This is a genomic window from Streptomyces albus subsp. albus (assembly GCF_000719865.1).
Lineage (GTDB): Bacteria > Actinomycetota > Actinomycetes > Streptomycetales > Streptomycetaceae > Streptomyces > Streptomyces albus_E.
On record NZ_JOID01000015.1, the window covers coordinates 291,605 to 307,726 of the forward strand.

The 16,122-nt window shown below is 73.7% G+C and carries 12 protein-coding genes; 2 read left to right on the forward strand and 10 right to left on the reverse strand.

The features are described 5' to 3' along the window. Position 1: 1 nt before the first annotated feature. From IF83_RS0117245 to IF83_RS0117290, 10 genes are all read right to left on the reverse strand, one after another. Positions 2-1,006 (reverse strand): DUF4097 family beta strand repeat-containing protein, encoded by a 1,005-nt coding sequence (locus IF83_RS0117245; RefSeq protein ID WP_107046785.1) that lies wholly within the window; start codon positions 1,004-1,006, stop codon positions 2-4. A gap of 113 nt (positions 1,007-1,119) precedes the next feature. Continuing rightward, complete coding sequence (locus IF83_RS0117250; RefSeq protein ID WP_019710098.1) at positions 1,120-1,299, reverse strand: DUF6104 family protein; 180 nt, start codon at positions 1,297-1,299, stop codon at positions 1,120-1,122. A 388-nt stretch (positions 1,300-1,687) separates the two neighbouring features. Further along, positions 1,688-5,515: a multifunctional oxoglutarate decarboxylase/oxoglutarate dehydrogenase thiamine pyrophosphate-binding subunit/dihydrolipoyllysine-residue succinyltransferase subunit gene (locus IF83_RS0117255; RefSeq protein ID WP_030545091.1), complete on the reverse strand. Its 3,828-nt coding sequence runs from the start codon at positions 5,513-5,515 to the stop codon at positions 1,688-1,690. 296 nt (positions 5,516-5,811) lie between these two features. Beyond that, positions 5,812-6,936 (reverse strand): HAMP domain-containing sensor histidine kinase, encoded by a 1,125-nt coding sequence (locus IF83_RS0117260; protein ID WP_037680250.1) that lies wholly within the window; start codon positions 6,934-6,936, stop codon positions 5,812-5,814. Continuing rightward, the gene (locus IF83_RS0117265) at positions 6,933-7,682 is read right to left on the reverse strand and encodes a response regulator transcription factor (protein ID WP_030545093.1); all 750 of its coding nucleotides are present in this window, start codon (positions 7,680-7,682) and stop codon (positions 6,933-6,935) included. Before IF83_RS0117265 ends, IF83_RS0117260 begins: the two co-directional genes overlap by 4 nt. 92 nt (positions 7,683-7,774) lie before the next feature. After that, positions 7,775-8,494: a spermidine synthase family protein gene (locus IF83_RS0117270; RefSeq protein ID WP_030545094.1), complete on the reverse strand. Its 720-nt coding sequence runs from the start codon at positions 8,492-8,494 to the stop codon at positions 7,775-7,777. A 184-nt stretch (positions 8,495-8,678) separates the two neighbouring features. Further along, positions 8,679-10,019, reverse strand: a complete 1,341-nt coding sequence (locus IF83_RS0117275; protein ID WP_158711054.1) for a hypothetical protein — start codon at positions 10,017-10,019, stop codon at positions 8,679-8,681. Next, complete coding sequence (locus IF83_RS0117280; protein ID WP_051722865.1) at positions 10,016-10,819, reverse strand: ATP-binding cassette domain-containing protein; 804 nt, start codon at positions 10,817-10,819, stop codon at positions 10,016-10,018. The genes IF83_RS0117275 and IF83_RS0117280 overlap by 4 nt, the downstream gene beginning before the upstream one ends. Positions 10,820-10,908: 89 nt before the next feature. Continuing rightward, complete coding sequence (locus tag IF83_RS34810) at positions 10,909-12,207, reverse strand: zf-HC2 domain-containing protein (protein WP_051722847.1); 1,299 nt, start codon at positions 12,205-12,207, stop codon at positions 10,909-10,911. Continuing rightward, on the reverse strand, positions 12,204-12,794 hold the full coding sequence (locus IF83_RS0117290; protein WP_030545098.1) for an RNA polymerase sigma factor: 591 nt from the start codon (positions 12,792-12,794) through the stop codon (positions 12,204-12,206). The genes IF83_RS34810 and IF83_RS0117290 overlap by 4 nt, the downstream gene beginning before the upstream one ends. A 100-nt stretch (positions 12,795-12,894) precedes the next feature. On the opposite strand from IF83_RS0117290, the gene IF83_RS0117295 reads away from it, so the two are divergent. Further along, entirely contained in the window at positions 12,895-13,368 is a 474-nt protein-coding gene (locus tag IF83_RS0117295; RefSeq protein ID WP_244177102.1) for an ATP-binding protein, read from the forward strand. Between the two features lie 223 nt (positions 13,369-13,591). After that, positions 13,592-15,997, forward strand: coding sequence for an ATP-binding cassette domain-containing protein (locus IF83_RS0117300; RefSeq protein ID WP_030545100.1), 2,406 nt, complete (start codon positions 13,592-13,594; stop codon positions 15,995-15,997). Positions 15,998-16,122 lie beyond the last annotated feature (125 nt).

A 16,122-nucleotide genomic window follows, 5' to 3' on the forward strand; every position in this document is an offset into this window, starting at 1 on the left:
GTCAGAGCACCTTCTTGTCGTCCGCTGTGTGTGCGGTGTGCGCACTCTGCGCGGTGTCCGTGCCGTCCGCCCCGTCCGCCCCGTCCGGACCGGGCGCGCCGGCGGCGTTCCCCAGGCCGTCGCGAGGGCCCGCCCCGGGGTCCCGGCGGGGCGGCCGCACCCGGGCCGGGACCGGGTCCTCCTCGGCCCCCGGCGGGCGGCGGAGCAGCGCCATGGCGCCGGAGACGCTGGTGGCCCTGAGCTTGCCGCGGCCGTCACCGAGCCGGCCTTTGATCTTCTTGGCGCCCCAGTGGTCGGCGATGTCGAGATCGTCGAAGGCACAGGAGACGGCTCCGCTCGCGGTGTGCGCGTCGACCGTGGTGTCGGCCCGCCGCGGGAGGCGGACGGCGACCTCGCCGGAGATGGTGCTCAGCCGGACGTCCGTCTCCCGGCCGGCGGTGGCGAGGTCGATGACCATGTTGCCGCTGACCGTGTCGGCGCGTACGGAGCGGCCGGAGCCCTCGATGACGGTGAGGTCGCCGGAGACCGAGTTGAAGCGCAGATCGCCGGTGACGGACAGCGCCTCGACCCGGCCGGAGACGGTCTCGGCGCGGACCGGGCCGGCCAGTCCGGCGAGGGTGGTGTCCCCGGAGACGCCCCGGAGGTCCGTACCGCCGGAGACCCCGGAGACGACGGTGCCGGCGCCGACCGTCCCGACCTTGACGCGGGTGCCGGCCGGGACGGTCACCGAGACGGTGGCCTCACGGTTCCGGCCCTTCCGGTCGAGCCACTTGAGGAAGCCCTGCCAGGGCAGGTCATCATAGGCGATGGTCAGGGTGGAGTCCTCGTGGACGACGGTGAGGGGCGGCCCGTGCAGCTCGTCGATGTGGAGCCGGGCGGGGCCGGAGCCGTCCGTGCCGACGATGTTGACGTTGCCGCCCACCACGCGGACGTGGACGGCGGTGACGGGTGCGTCGAGGACGAACTTGCGCGCCTCGGTGACGGACCACTGGGACCGGGCTGGCATGGGCCTGACCTGACCTTCCTCCGGGCGGACGGCAGCACGCAACATATCGCGTCTGTGGCAAGACACGATATATCGCGGATGGGGGAAGTCAACAGGCGCGAGCCACCGGCCGGCTACTCGTCGTCCTCGTCGTCGAGGCGGGCCAGCCAGGTCGCCAGGCGGTCCACCGGCACCTCGAAGTCCGGGTTGAGGTCGACGAACTCCCGGAGCCGCTCGGCCACCCAGGACAGCGGGACCTCCTCCTCGCCGCGCCGGTTCTCCAGCTCCTCGATACCGCGGTCGGTGAAATACAACGTGCACTCCGCCAGGACGATCGGTGGGATGGGGCGGGGCCAGGATATTCCTGTCCGGACGGGCGCCCTCCGCGGCCCTGTGGCTCAGGCGGCGAGCCGTGACGGGGCCGGGGTGCGGGAGGTGCCGGGAACGGCCGCGGGGCGGCCGGGAGGGCGCGTCCGGAGACGGCCGGCCGGGTGCCGCCTCCGGCCCCCGGCCTCCGGCCCCCGGCCTCCGGCCGTCGGCCGGCTTCCGGAGCCCGCCGGTGGCCGGCGGGGAGCACGGGCCGGTACGGAAGAGGGCCGGGCCCCCGCCGCGAGGGCGGGGGCCCGGCCCGTTCACCGTGCCGTGTCCGTTCCGGCGCGGGCGAGACGTCCGTCTCGGCCCGTGCGCCGGATCGGGCGCCGGTCAGGCGTCGAACACCTCGTTGACCAGCTGCTGCTGCTCCGCCTGGTGGCGCTTGGCCGAGCCGACCGCCGGGGAGGAGGAGTGCGGCCGGGAGACCCGGCGCAGCCGCTCGGCGGGCGGGAGGCCCGCGCCGACCGAGAGGTCCAGGTGGTCGATCAGGTTGAGGGCGATGAAGGGCCACGCGCCCTGGTTCGCCGGCTCCTCCTGCGCCCAGATGTACTTCTCGGTGCCGGTGTAGCGGGAGAGCTCCGCCTGGAGATCCTTGCCGGGCAGCGGGTACAGCCGCTCCAGCCGGACCAGCGCGGTGTCGTGGGCGCCGCGCTTCTCCCGCTCGGCGAGCAGGTCGTAGTAGACCTTGCCGGAGCAGAAGACGACCTTGCGGACGGCCGCCGGGTCCACCGTGTCGTCGCCGATCACCGGGCGGAAGCCGCCGGTGGTGAACTCCTCCGTCTTCGACGCCGCCGCCTTCAGCCGGAGCATCGACTTCGGGGTGAAGACGATCAGCGGCTTGTGGTGCGGGTTGTGCACCTGCCAGCGCAGCAGGTGGAAGTAGTTCGACGGCAGGGTCGGCATGGCGACCGTCATGCTGTTCTGCGCGCAGAGCTGGAGGAAGCGCTCGATCCGGGCCGAGGAGTGGTCCGGGCCCTGGCCCTCGTAACCGTGCGGCAGCAGCAGCGTGACGCCGGAGGTCTGGCTCCACTTCTGCTCGGCGGAGGAGATGAACTCGTCCACGATGGTCTGCGCGCCGTTGACGAAGTCGCCGAACTGCGCCTCCCACATCACCAGGGCGTCCGGGCGGGCCAGCGAGTAGCCGTACTCGAAGCCCATCGCCGCGTACTCGCTGAGCAGCGAGTCGTAGACGTTGAAGCGGGCCTGGTCCTCCGACAGGTAGAGCAGCGGGGTGTAGTCATCGCCGGTCTCGCGGTCGACGAGGACCGCGTGCCGCTGGCCGAAGGTGCCGCGGCGGGAGTCCTGGCCCGCGAGGCGGACCGGGGTGCCCTCCATCAGCAGCGAGCCGATGGCGAGGGTCTCGCCCATGCCCCAGTCGATCGTGCCGTCCTCGACCTGCGCCGCGCGGCGCTGGAGCTGCGGCAGCAGCCGCGGGTGGACGGTGATCCGGTCGGGGATGTTGACCTGCGACTCGGCGATGCGCTTGACGACCTCGTAGGAGATCGCCGTGTCGACCTTCACCGGGAACTCGGCCTGCGGCTCCGGGACCTCGGGGGCCATCGGCGCCGCCGTGGCGTCGCGGACCTCGGTGAAGACCTTCTCCAGCTGGCCCTGGTAGTCCTGGAGGGCCTGCTCGGCCTCCTCGACGGTGATGTCGCCCCGGCCGATCAGCGACTCGGTGTAGAGCTTGCGCACCGAGCGCTTCTTGTCGATCAGGTCGTACATCAGCGGCTGGGTGAAGCCCGGGTTGTCGGACTCGTTGTGGCCCCGGCGCCGGTAGCAGATCAGGTCGATGACGACGTCCTTGTTGAACGCCTGGCGGAACTCGAAGGCGAGCCGCGCCACGCGCACCACGGCCTCCGGGTCGTCACCGTTCACGTGGAAGATCGGCGCCTCGATCATGCGGGCCACGTCGGTGGCGTACATGGAGGAGCGGGCCGACTCCGGCGCGGCGGTGAAGCCGACCTGGTTGTTGATGACGACGTGGATGGTGCCGCCGCAGCGGTAGCCGCGGAGCTGCGACATGTTGAGCGTCTCGGCCACGACGCCCTGGCCCGCGAAGGCCGCGTCGCCGTGCAGCTGGACGGGGAGGACGGTGAAGTCCGTGCCGCCCTTGCCGATGATGTCCTGCTTGGCGCGGGCGACGCCCTCGACGACCGGGTCCACGGCCTCCAGGTGGGAGGGGTTGGCGGTGAGCGAGACCTTGATCTGCTCGCCGTCCAGGCCGGTGAAGGTGCCCTCGGCGCCCAGGTGGTACTTCACGTCGCCGGAGCCGTGCATCGACTTCGGGTCGAGGTTGCCCTCGAACTCCCGGAAGATCTGCGCGTAGGACTTGCCGACGATGTTGGCCAGGACGTTCAGCCGGCCGCGGTGGGCCATGCCGATGACGACCTCGTCCAGCCGCGACTCGGCGGCCGAGTCGAGGACCGCGTCCAGCAGCGGGATGACGGACTCGCCGCCCTCCAGCGAGAAGCGCTTCTGGCCGACGTACTTGGTCTGCAGGAAGGTCTCGAACGCCTCGGCGGCGTTGAGCCGGCGCAGGATGCGCAGCTGCTCCTCGCGCTCGGGGTGGGCCTGGCCGCGCTCCACGCGGTCCTGGATCCACTTGCGCTCCTTGGGGTCCTGGATGTGCATGAACTCGATGCCGGTGGTGCGGCAGTACGAGTCCCGGAGCACGCCCAGGATGTCGCGGAGCTTCATCATCGAGCGGCCCGCGAAGCCGCCGACGGCGAACTCGCGCTCCAGGTCCCACAGGGTGAGGCCGTGCTCGATGATGTCGAGGTCGGGGTGCTTGCGCTGCTGGTACTCCAGCGGGTCGGTGTCGGCCATGACGTGGCCGCGGACCCGGTAGGCGTGGATCAGGTCGAAGACCCGGGCGGCCTTGGTGACGTCGTCGTCGTGGGAGACGTCGATGTCGCGGAGCCAGCGGACCGGCTCGTAAGGGATGCGCAGCGACTTGAAGACGTCGTCGTAGAAGTCGTTCTCGCCGAGCAGCAGCTGGTTCATGATCCGCAGGAACTCGCCGGAGGCGGCGCCCTGGATCACACGGTGGTCATAGGTGCTCGTGAGCGTCATGACCTTGGAGATGCCGAGCTTGTTCAGGGTGTCCTGCGAGGTGCCCTGGAACTCCGCCGGGTACTCCATGGCGCCCACGCCGAGGATCAGGCCCTGCCCGGGCATCAGGCGCGGCACGGAGTGCACGGTGCCGATGCCGCCCGGGTTGGTGAGGGAGGCGGTGACCCCGGTGAAGTCCTCCATCGTCAGCTTGTTCGCGCGGGCGCGGCGGACGATGTCCTCGTACGCCTGCCAGAACTCGAAGAAGCCGAGCGTCTCGGCCTTCTTGATCGCCGCGACGACGAGCTGGCGGTCGCCGTTCGGCTTCACCAGGTCGATGGCCAGGCCCAGGTTGACGTGGTCGGGCTTGACCAGCGTCGGCTTGCCGTCCTTCTCGGTGAACGAGTAGTTCATCGAGGGCATGGCCTTGAGCGCCTGCACCATGGCGTACCCGATGAGGTGCGTGAAGGAGACCTTCCCGCCGCGGGCGCGCTTGAGGTGGTTGTTGATGACGATGCGGTTGTCGAACAGCAGCTTCACCGGGACCGCGCGGACGGAGGTGGCCGTCGGCAGTTCCAGCGAGGCGTTCATGTTCTTCGCCACGGCGGCCGACGGGCCGCGCAGCGTGACGTACTCCGGCCCCTCGGCGGGCGCCGCGGGCTCGGCGGCGGCCTTGGCGGGCGCCTTGGCCGGAGCCTTCTTCGCGGGCGCCGCGGCCGGCTTGGCCGCCGGCTGGGCCGGGGCCTTCGCCGCGGGGGCGGGGGCCGGCTTCGGCTCGGCGGGCTTCGCGGCCTGCTTCGGCCGCGCCGCGGGTGCGGCGGACTGTGCGGGTGCCGGTGCGGACGGAGACGGGGTGGCCGCCTCCCCGTTCGTCGCGGGGGCGGCCTTGGCCGGGGCGGCTGCCGCCGACCCGGTGTCCGCACCCGGCTTGTAGTCGGCGAAGAAGTCCCACCAGGCTCGGTCGACCGAGTTCGGGTCCTGGAGGTACTGCTGGTAGATCTCGTCGACGAGCCACTCGTTGGGACCGAAGGCGGCTGCGGGGTTGTTACCCCGTCCGTCCTGGTCGTTCGAGACGCTCGAAGTGTTGGGGGACTGTGGCGACACGGCGGCTACCGCCCTCTTCCGCTTCCTAAGGTGGTGGACAGCGGAAATAAAGGCTACGCCTCTTACCGCGTCCGGTGCAGGCCGGGCTGGTCAGTCGTCGCGCAAGTCACACTGGCCGACTGGTTTCGGGGCAGCGTGAGGCGGGAAAATCCCCGAGTTTCGGCTCTCCGCGGGCCACTGGGGATCGCCGCCGCCCGGCGACGGCCTCCCGCTGCCGCAACCCTCCGGTCGCGCGCCGCGGGCGGGATGCCGGGGCATCTCCTTCCGAACGGGCGCTTCCGCTTTCGCACCCTACGTCAACCCTGCTCTTGGCGGCTGCCCGGCAGGGTGACCTTTATGCGGCAGCCGCGGGACGATTCGGCCACGCCGATCGAGCCGCCGTGGAGATCCACCGCCCAGCGGGCGATGGCCAGCCCCAGCCCGGTGCCGCCGTCGCTGCCGGGGCCGTGCGGGGTGGAGACGCGGCCGCGGTTGAACCGCTCGAAGATCCGGGCCCGCTCCGGCTCCGGGATGCCCGGTCCCTCGTCCAGCACCTCCAGCACCACGCTCCCCGGCCCCTCGCCGTGTCGCGCGCGCAGCGTCACCCGGCCCTGCGGCGGGCTGTGCTTGACGGCGTTGTCGACGAGGTTGGCCACCACCTGGTGCAGCCGCTCGGCGTCCGCGTGCGCGGTCAGCTCCGGCGGTGAGACGTCCAGATGGAGATGGACGTCCGCCCGGCCCGGCACGCCCGTGGTGGCGGCCCGGCCGCGCGCCGCGTTGGTCATGCCGGCCTCCTTGATGATCCCGGAGAGATACGGCCAGACCTCGAAGCGCCGGGCGTGCAGCGGGACCACGCCGTTGTCGATGCGCGACAGGTCGAGCAGCGTCTCCACCAGCCGGCCGAGCCGCTCGGTCTGCCCGAGGGCCATCCGCATGGTCTCCGGATCGGCCTCCGAGACCCCGTCCACCACGTTCTCCAGCACGGCCCGCAGCCCCGCGATGGGGGTGCGCAGCTCGTGCGAGACATTGGCGACCAGCTCCTTGCGGTGCCGGTCCACGGCCTCCAGGTCGGCCGCCATGTGGTTGAACGTCCGCGCCAGCTCGCCCAGTTCGTCGCGGCGGTCCTCGCGGACCCGGCGGCTGTAGTCGCCGTTGGCCATGGCACGGGCGACGGTCTTCATCTCGTCCAGCGGCGAGGTCAGCCCGTGCGCCACGAACTGGGTGATCAGCATGGTGGCGATGATCGAGAAGATCGTGACGATGCGCAGTTCGGTGGCCGTGTTGAGCGCCATGATCACCAGCAGCGTGGTGATCGTCACGGAGCCGATGACCAGCGCGCCGAGCGCCGCCTTCACCGACCGGTACGGGTCCAGCGGCCGCAGGCCCTCCCAGAGGCGCGCCCACAGGCCCGGCTTCGCCTGCTCGGCCGGGCGGTTGTTCACGGAGCGGGGGCGGCCGGGGTCTCGAGCGCGTAGCCGACGCCGTGGACCGTACGGATGCGCTCCGCGCCGATCTTGCGGCGCAGGGCCTTGATGTGGCTGTCCACGGTGCGGGTGCCGGAGGCGTCCGCCCAGTCCCACACCTCGGCCAGCAGCTGCTCCCGGGAGAGCACCGCGCGGGGGGTGGCGGCCAGGCACACCAGCAGGTCGAACTCCGTCGGGGTGAGGTGGACGTCCTCGCCGTGCACCCGCACCCGCCGCTGCGCGTTGTCTATCTCCAGCTCGCCGAGGCGCAGGATGCCGCTGCGCGGCGTGTGCGCGGCGAGTGCCGCCCGCTCCACGCGACGCAGCAGGACGTGCACCCGGGCCGCCAGCTCGCGCATCGAGAAGGGCTTGGTCATGTAGTCGTCGGCGCCGACGCCGAGGCCCACGAGCATGTCGGTCTCGTCGTCGCGCGCGGTCAGCATCAGCACCGGGACCGGCCGCTGGGCCTGGACCCGGCGGCAGACCTCCAGCCCGTCGAAGCCCGGCAGCATGACGTCGAGGACGAGCAGGTCGGGCTGCCATGTCTGCGCCGCCTCGACGGCGGACGGGCCGTCGTGCGCGGTCTGCACCTGGAAGCCCTCGGCGCGCAACCGCACGGAGATCGCGTCCAGGATGGTGGTGTCGTCCTCGACGACGAGGACGCGGCGCTGGTTGCCGGTGGCGGCGCCCGCGGTGCCGGCCGCGCCGTTCTGTGTCTGATCCATGTCGGTCTGCCCCTGCTGTCCCCGTGCCTGGTGCCCCGTGTCTGCCGCGGCGCGTGCTGGCTAGCAGCGTAAAGGCACGGCGAGGGGCGCGGCTATGCGGGACCGCTGGCGAGGTGCACGGCGTCCGGGACGCCCCGGGCAACGGGGATCTCTTCCGTCCGTACCCGCAGGAACCCGGCATTCCGCAGGGCTTGTTCGAAAGCGGCGGAGGGCTGGGCGGACCAGACGGCGAGCACGCCGCCGGGGGTCAGCCGCTCGCGGCAGGCGGCCAGTCCGTCCGGGGTGTAGAGGCTGTCGTTGTCCTCGGTGACGGTCCAGTCGGGCCCGTTGTCGATGTCCAGGCAGAGCGCGTCGTAGGTCTCCCCGCGCGGCGCGGCCCGGAGGTGGCGGACGAGATCCGTGTGCAGGATCTCCGTCCGCGGATCGGCCAGCGCCGCGCCGGACACCGCCGCCAGCGGGCCGGATCGGTGCCAGTCGATCACCGCCTCCTCCCGCTCCACGACGGCGATCCGCCCCCAGCGCGGCTCGGCGGCGGCCCGCGCCAGGGAGAAGCCGACCCCGAGCCCTCCGATCAGCACCGACGGGCGGGGCCGGTCCGCGGGGAGCGCCGCCAGGGCCGCGTCGACGAGCAGGCGTTCGGAGCGGCCGTCGGACGTGTCCATGAGGAAGCAGCCGTTGGCGATGATCTCGTACCGCTCACCGCGCCGCCGCAGCACCACCTCGCCGTACGGGCCGCTCCGCCGGTCGACGACCACGGGCTCCCCGGCCGGGGACGGGACGGAGGGTGACGACGGGGACGGTGCGGGCTGCATGGGCGGGCGGGTCCTTCGCGGAGGGCCCCGGACCGGGGCCGGGGCGGCGGGCGGGCGGCGGGCGGTGCTTCCCGCGCGGCGCGCGGCGCGGGCCGGCGGGAGGCGCCGCCAAGGGTAGTGACCCCGCCGGCCGGCACGCCGGGACTTTCCTCTGCCGCTACCGCCGCTACCGCCGCTACCGCCGCTACGGCCGGGTGACGCGGTCCGGGTCGCAGGACCGGGCGGCGGCGAACCAGTCGGTGAACCAGGCCGCGCGTTCCGTACGGCTCATCGCGTCCAGGGCCTGCACCACGGGGGTGTCGAGCAGGCGGTCGTCCATGGCGCCGGGCCACTGACTGTGCGCCCACAGCAGCACCTCGTGGGACCACTCGGGGCGGATGCGCTCGCTCCGGCAGTCCCAGGCGAGCAGGGACTGGAGGACGGCGTCGCGCTGGAAGTAGTCGAGCCGCCGGTCGCTCCCGAGGTCGCCGCGGTGGACGATGCGGACCTCCACGGCGTCCGGACCGGCGGCGGAACGGCCGCCCGGCGCTCTCTCCTCGAATCGCGCGGGCGCGCCCGGTGCCCCCGCGGTCAGTCCGTACGCCCAGCGGACGGGGCCGGCCACCCGCTCGCGCATGCCCTCGTGCGCCCGGCGCATACAGATCTGCGGACGCTCCCCCTCGCAGACGAGGTCGGCGGCGGCCCGGTCGTACACCCACACCTTGCCGGGCTGCTGGAGCAGGGGCACCGCCCCGGCCACCGCCACCGCAAGCGGCAGCGCCACCAGCCATTTCCGGCGTGCCCCGGCAGCCAGCAGCATGGCCGCGGCCAGCCCGGCGAACCAGGCTGTGTGCGCGGCGTTCGCCCACAGGGCCGATTCCTGGCCGTCCCGGATGCCGAACGAGACGGGCAACAACTGTGCGAGGCCGCCGCTCGCCGGTGCGTTCCACGGGGCCAGGGCGGCGTAGCCGGCCACCGCGACCACCGGGGCCAGGGGCCACCACGGGACGTACCGGCCGAGGAGATGCCCGCCCGCGGCGAACGCCGCGATCGCGGCCAGGTCGGCGATCACGGGGCCGAGCTGCGGATGTCCGTACGCGGAGGCGTTCGGCCAGGTGAGCGCGGTCATGACCGCCCAGGTGACGAAATAGGCGGCCACGGCCGCCAGCCACACCGGGAGCAGACCGGCGGTCAGCCGGTGGAGCACCGGCCGGGGCGTCGATCCGGCCCACTCGGCCGTGTGCCGGCGCCGTTCCCGCCCGGCCTCCCAGCAGGCGGCACTCGCCACCAATGGGCCCAGCAGGATGTGCAGCGTGCGCAGCGACTGCGCCATGGCCGGCCAGTCCGTCCGGTGCCTGTCGTGTCCGCCGAACACGGCGATCATCAGGGCCGCGAGGCAGACGGCGAAGGTCCACGGCGCGATGCCGCGGAGGCTCTCCGTGCGGAGGACGGCGAGAGCGGGGGAGGTCCGCGCGGAGACGTGGCCCGGCTCGGCGGGGGCCGCCGCGTCCGAGGCGTCGTCCGTCATGAGGGGGCTGGGGGTCATCGGAGCGCCGCCTTCCGCGTGTCCCGCGCGCCGCGGGTGTTCGTCTCGCGCCCGCGCTCGCGCCGGTGGCGCCGCAGTGCGCTGGTGTAGCCGCGTTCCAGTGGGTTGTCGCCGGGCGCGTCGGCGTCCGTCTCCGCGCACGCGGCCAGCTCGCCCGGCGTGCCCCGGAACGCGACGCGGCCCGTCTCCAGCAGCGTCACCTCCGCGCAGGCCGAGCCGACGTCCTCGACGAGATGTGTGGAGACCAGCACGGTCGCCTCGCGGCCCAGTTCGCGCAGCAGGGACCGGAACTCCACCCGGCGCTCCGGGTCCAGGCCTGCCGTCGGTTCGTCGAGGAGCAGCAGCTCCGGTCCCCCGAGGACGGCCTGGGCGATGCCGACCCTGCGGACCGCGCCGCCGGAGAGGGCGCCCAGTTTCCGGTCGAGGGAGGGCCCGAGCCCCACAAGTTCGGCCGCTTGTTCGACGGCGGCGGGCGCCTTCGCGCCGGGCAGCTCCTTCAGCCAGGCGAAATAGCCCAGGGTGTCGCGGACCGTGAAGGACGGGTAGTAGCCGAACTCCTGCGGGAGGTAGCCCAGCCGGCGGCGGATCTCCGTCCGCTCGCGGTGCGTTCCCGGGGAGAGGCCCAGCAGGCGGACCTCGCCGGCGGCCGGGCGGGCGACGGTGGCGAGCACCCGCAGCAGCGAGGTCTTGCCGGCACCGTTCGGTCCGAGCAGGCCGTGCACGCCCGTGCCGAGGGTGAGGTCAACCCCGTCCAGGGCGGTCGTGCGGCGGTGGCGGACGGTCAGGCCCCGGACGGTCAGGCCCCGGTCGGGGTTACGGGGCCCCCGGACGGGTTCCCGGTCGGCCGGGCCCCGCCCCTCCGGGGCGGGCGCCGGGTCGGATGAGGGGTTCACAGTCGCTCCAGACAGTCGAAGGAGGTGCGGCGCAGGGCGAGCAGTCCGCCGCACAGGAAGGCGGCGGCCGCCCAAGCGCTCTGGGCGGGCGCACTCGAGAAGGCGCCGAGGGACGCGGTCAGCAGGGCGGCCGGATCGGCCGGACCGGCCGGGCCCGCCCCGCCGGGGCCGGCCGCGGCGCCGGTGGCGGCGAGGAGCAGCAGCCATGCGGTGCCGGTGCCGGCGGCGGCGCGCAGGCAGCCCGCAGCGGAGGCGGCGAGCAGGGTCAGCAGGGTCAGCGCCAGGCCGGGGAGCAGCCAGGCGTGGGCGCCCGGTCCGCCGTCCGGCGCCGGCATCAGCAGCCCGGCCGCGGTGAGCAGGGGCACGCACACCGCGAGAACCCAGCCGGTGCGCACCAGCAGCAGCCGCAGCCCGGCGGCTGGGGTCGCGGCGGCGGCCTCGTACAGCGGATCGGCGTGGCGGCCGTACGAAACGGCGACCCCGGCGACCGGCAGCAGGGGCGCTACCGCCAGCAGCAGCGGCCGGGCGGCCGCGGTGCCGGACGTGCGCGCCAGCAGTACGGCGGCGGCCGTGACCAGGACCAGCGACAGCAGCCAGGACCGTCCGAGCGCGGGGCCCGCGGACCGGGCCGACCAGGCGAGACGGGCGGCGAGGGAGGGGCTCCGCGGGGGCGGGCCCGCGTCGCGGACCGGGGGCCTCGGCCGGAACAGCCGGTGCGGGAACAGCGGACCGGGGCGGGACGGCCGAGGCGGACGGGTCCGTTCTTCCCGGTCAGGTTGCCCGTGCTGGACCGCCCCGGTACCGGCCGCCCCGGAACCTGCCGCCCCGGGACCGGCCGCCCCGGGACCGGCCGCCCCGGGACCGGCCGTGGCCGCCGCGGCGGCGGTCCGCGGGATCGCGGGACGGGGAGCCGTCGGGCTCGGAAGCCGTCCGTCCGGCCCCCCGGTCGGACGGACCGCCTCCGGCCCCTCCGGCGCGGGGGCATGGCGGCGGGCGGCCACGGCGTGCGGGTCGGGCGGCGGGTCCACGGCGGCCGGCCCCCCGGCCGTCGCCCCGGCGACGCCCCCGGCTTCCTCCGGCGCGGCGGCGAGGACCGCCGCCAGCACCCCCGCCCGCACCTCCCGCAGCACGGGCCCGGCGGGGCCCGAGCGGGCCGCCGCGGAGACCAGCCGCGCACAGGAGGCACAGCTCTCCACATGCGACTCCAGCACCCATGCCTGCGGCTCGGGCAGCGTTCCCTCCGCGTAGGCGGACGCCCGGCCCGGGGTCACATGCCTGCCGGCGTCACGGCTCATACGGCACCTCCTACGGAATCGGGGGAGCGGACGCCGAGCCGGGAGAGGGCCTCCCGCAGTTCACGGCGCGCGCGCAGGGCCCGGGTCTTGACGGTGCCCTCCGGGATGCCGAGCAGCCCGGCAGCCTGGCGGGTGGACAGCCCGTCCACGACGGTGGCGCGCAGGACGGCCCGCAACTCGGGGGCGAGGTCGTCGAGGGCGGTACCGAGCTCCCCGAACTCCAGCCCGGACAGCACCCGTTCCTCCGCCGAGGGCGCGACGGCGCCGGCGGCGCCGTGCTCCTGCCGCGCGTGCGCCTCCTGCACCTCGGCGGTACGCGCCTGCGCGCGCCGGGCGTCCACCAGCCGGCGGGCGGCGATCACCCAGAGCCAGCCCCCCGCCTCACCGCCCCGGTGTCCGGCGGCGGACCGCCAGACGGTGACGAAGGTGTCCTGCAGGACTTCGCGCACGGTCTCGGGGTCGGCGCAGCGCCGCGTCAGCCGGGTGTGCAGCCAGCCGGCATGGCGGTCGTACAGCTCGGCGAGCGCCTCGGCGTCACCGGCCGCGACCGCGCGCAGCAATTCGGCGTCGCTCGGGTCGGCCCCCACGGGGCGGAACGGTCTCACACCCCTCTATCGCCCCCGCGTGCGCTTCCGGTTCACGGGCATGCGGAGGTTCCCCGGCGTGCGATACGGACAGGAGATATCCATGAGTGCCAAAACCGTCGCCCCCCTCGCTCATGTCCACCGCGTCCCGCACGAGCCTCCCGAGGACTGGGAGTACTCCCTGCAGCTTCCGCACGACCCCCGGGGCCCGCGCATAGCGCGCTCCACCGTCCGCACGGTGCTCGCCGAGCACGGGCTCGGGGATCTCGCCGACCGCGCCGAGCTGCTGACCTCCGAACTGGCCACCAACGCCTTCCGCTACTCCGACGGCCAGACGGCCGTCCGGCTCAAGTGGCGCGAGGGGATGCTGCGCGTCAGCGTCTGGGACACCTCGCCGAGCCGCCCGGCGCCCGTCATCGCCGGTCCGCAGAGCGAGAGCGGCCGCGGGCTGCTGCTGCTCTCCCTGATCGCGGACGACTGGGGCATCCTCGACCTGGAGAAGGGGCATCCGGCGGTCGGCGGCAAGGTCGTCTGGTTCACGCTGTGCCGCCCGGTGCTCAGAACCGGCACGCTGTAGGGCCCGCCGCCACGACTGCGCGCGACCGGTCAGGAATGAAGAAGCCGGGCCCGCCGCACCGCCCGTAGCGTGACCGCATGGACACCGAGAACTCCCAGCGCCCCCTTCCGCGACCGCGCCGTCCGCGGTCCGGCCGGAAACACGCCGTGCTCCAGCCGGCCCAGCCGGCCGTGAGCGACGGTCCCGTGAGCCGGCGATCCGCCGCCCGCGAGAGGGGGAGCCGATGAGCGGGGCCGGGACGACGGACGAGCGGCCGCCCGCGCCGCACACCGCCGACAGCCACGAGGTGATCCGCGTGCACGGCGCGCGCGAGAACAACCTCAAGGACGTCAGCATCGACATCCCCAAGCGCCGGCTGACGGTGTTCACCGGGGTCTCCGGCTCGGGCAAGAGCTCGCTGGTGTTCGGCACGATCGCCGCGGAGTCGCAGCGGCTGATCAACGAGACCTACAGCGCCTTCGTCCAGGGCTTCATGCCCACCCTGGCGCGGCCCGAGGTCGACGTCCTCGAAGGGCTGACGACGGCGATCATCGTCGACCAGCAGCGCATGGGGTCCGACCCCCGCTCCACCGTCGGCACGGCCACCGACGCCGGCGCGATGCTGCGCGTCCTCTTCAGCCGGCTCGGGCAGCCGCACATCGGCCCGCCCGGCGCGTTCGCCTTCAACGTCCCCTCGGTCCGGGCGAGCGGCGCGATCACCGTCGAGCGCGGCGGCAAGAAGACGCAGAAGGCGACCTTCACCCGCACCGGCGGCATGTGCCCGCGCTGCGAGGGCCGGGGGACGGTCACCGACATCGACCTCGCGCAGCTCTACGACGACTCCAAGTCGATCGCCGGGGGCGCGTTCACCATCCCCGGCTGGAAGTCGGACAGCTGGTGGACGGTGCGGCTCTACGCCGAGTCGGGCTTCCTCGACCCGGACAAGCCGATCCGCGACTTCACCGAGCGGGAGATGCGCGACTTCCTCCACCACGAACCGGTCAAGGTGAAGGTCCAGGGCGTCAACCTCACCTACGAGGGGCTGATCCCGAAGATCCGGAAGTCGTTCCTGGCCAAGGACCGGGAGGCGATGCAGCCGCACATCAGGGCGTTCGTGGACCGGGCGGTCACCTTCACCGCCTGCCCGGAGTGCGGCGGCACCCGGCTCAGCGAGGCGGCCAGGTCGTCCCGGGTCGCCGGGCTCAACATCGCCGACTGCTCGGCGATGCAGATCAGCGATCTGGCGGAGTGGGTCCGCGGGCTCGACGAGCCGGGGCTGGCGCCGCTGCTCACCGCGCTGGAGCGGACGCTCGACTCGTTCACGGAGATCGGCCTCGGCTATCTCTCGCTCGACCGGCCGGCGGGCACGCTGTCGGGTGGCGAGGCGCAGCGCGTCAAGATGGTCCGCCATCTCGGCTCCGCGCTCACCGACGTCACCTACGTGTTCGACGAGCCCACCATCGGCCTGCACCCGCACGACATCCAGCGGATGAACGACTTGCTGCTGCGGCTGCGGGACAAGGGCAACACGGTCCTCGTCGTGGAGCACAAGCCGGAGACGATCGCGATCGCCGACCATGTCGTCGATCTGGGGCCGGGTGCCGGTACGGCCGGCGGCACCGTCTGCTTCGAGGGCACCGTCGAGGAGCTGCGGTCCGGTGGCACGCTGACGGGACGGCACCTGGACGACCGGGCCGCCCTGAAGCCGTCGGTGCGGAAGCCGGCGGGCGTACTGGAGGTGCGCGGCGCCGGAGCCAACAATCTGCGGGACGTGGACGTCGACATCCCGCTCGGCGTGCTGTGCGTCGTCACGGGCGTCGCTGGGTCGGGCAAGAGTTCGCTGATCCACGGGTCGGTGGTGGCCGGTTCCGCGGCTGCGGACCACGGTGTGGTCGCGGTGGACCAGTCGGCGATCCGCGGTTCGCGGCGGAGCAACCCGGCGACGTACACGGGGCTGCTCGACCCGGTCCGCAAGGCGTTCGCCAAGGCCAACGGCGTCAAGCCGGCGCTGTTCAGCGCCAACTCCGAGGGCGCCTGCCCGAACTGCAACGGCGCCGGCGTGATCTACACCGATCTGGCGATGATGGCGGGCGTCGCCACCGTCTGCGAGGAGTGCGAGGGCAAGCGGTTCCAGGCCCACGTGCTGGAGTACCGTCTCGGCGGCCGCGACATCAGCGAGGTGCTCGCGATGCCGGTGACCGAGGCGGCGGAGTTCTTCGGCTCCGGTGAGGCGCGCACGCCGGCGGCGCACCGGGTCCTGCAGCGGCTGGAACAGGTGGGGCTGGGCTATCTCGGCCTCGGCCAGCCGCTCACCACGCTGTCCGGCGGCGAGCGCCAGCGGCTCAAACTGGCCACCCACATGGGCGAGAAGGGCGGCGTCTACGTCCTCGACGAGCCGACCACCGGCCTCCACCTCGCCGATGTCGAGCATCTGCTCGGCCTGCTCGACCGGCTCGTCGACTCCGGCAAGTCGGTCATCGTCATCGAGCACCACCAGGCCGTCATGGCGCACGCCGACTGGATCATCGACCTCGGTCCCGGGGCCGGGCACGACGGCGGCCGGGTCGTCTTCGAGGGCACCCCGGCCGACTTGGTGGCCTCCCGCTCCACCCTCACCGGCGAGCACCTCGCGGCGTACGTGGGCGGCTGACCGGGGCCTCGTCGCCCCGGTGGGGCCCTCGCGGACATCGCGCGGGCCCGGCGGGGGGTTGGCCCGCGCGGTCGTCACGGCCTCCCGGGCGGCGGGGACTTGGCCGTCCCTCGTCCCGTTCGCGT

Bases quoted from the DNA above. Each gene is read 5' to 3' on its own strand.
- IF83_RS0117295 (WP_244177102.1), top strand. From the start codon at position 12,895: ATGAGTGCCAAAACCGTCGCCCCCCTCGCTCATGTCCACCGCGTCCCG.
- IF83_RS0117275 (WP_158711054.1), bottom strand. From the start codon at position 10,019: ATGACCCCCAGCCCCCTCATGACGGACGACGCCTCGGACGCGGCGGCC.
- IF83_RS34810 (WP_051722847.1), bottom strand. From the start codon at position 12,207: ATGAGCCGTGACGCCGGCAGGCATGTGACCCCGGGCCGGGCGTCCGCC.
- IF83_RS0117300 (WP_030545100.1), top strand. From the start codon at position 13,592: ATGAGCGGGGCCGGGACGACGGACGAGCGGCCGCCCGCGCCGCACACC.
- IF83_RS0117270 (WP_030545094.1), bottom strand. From the start codon at position 8,494: ATGCAGCCCGCACCGTCCCCGTCGTCACCCTCCGTCCCGTCCCCGGCC.
- IF83_RS0117245 (WP_107046785.1), bottom strand. From the start codon at position 1,006: ATGCCAGCCCGGTCCCAGTGGTCCGTCACCGAGGCGCGCAAGTTCGTC.
- IF83_RS0117265 (WP_030545093.1), bottom strand. From the start codon at position 7,682: ATGGATCAGACACAGAACGGCGCGGCCGGCACCGCGGGCGCCGCCACC.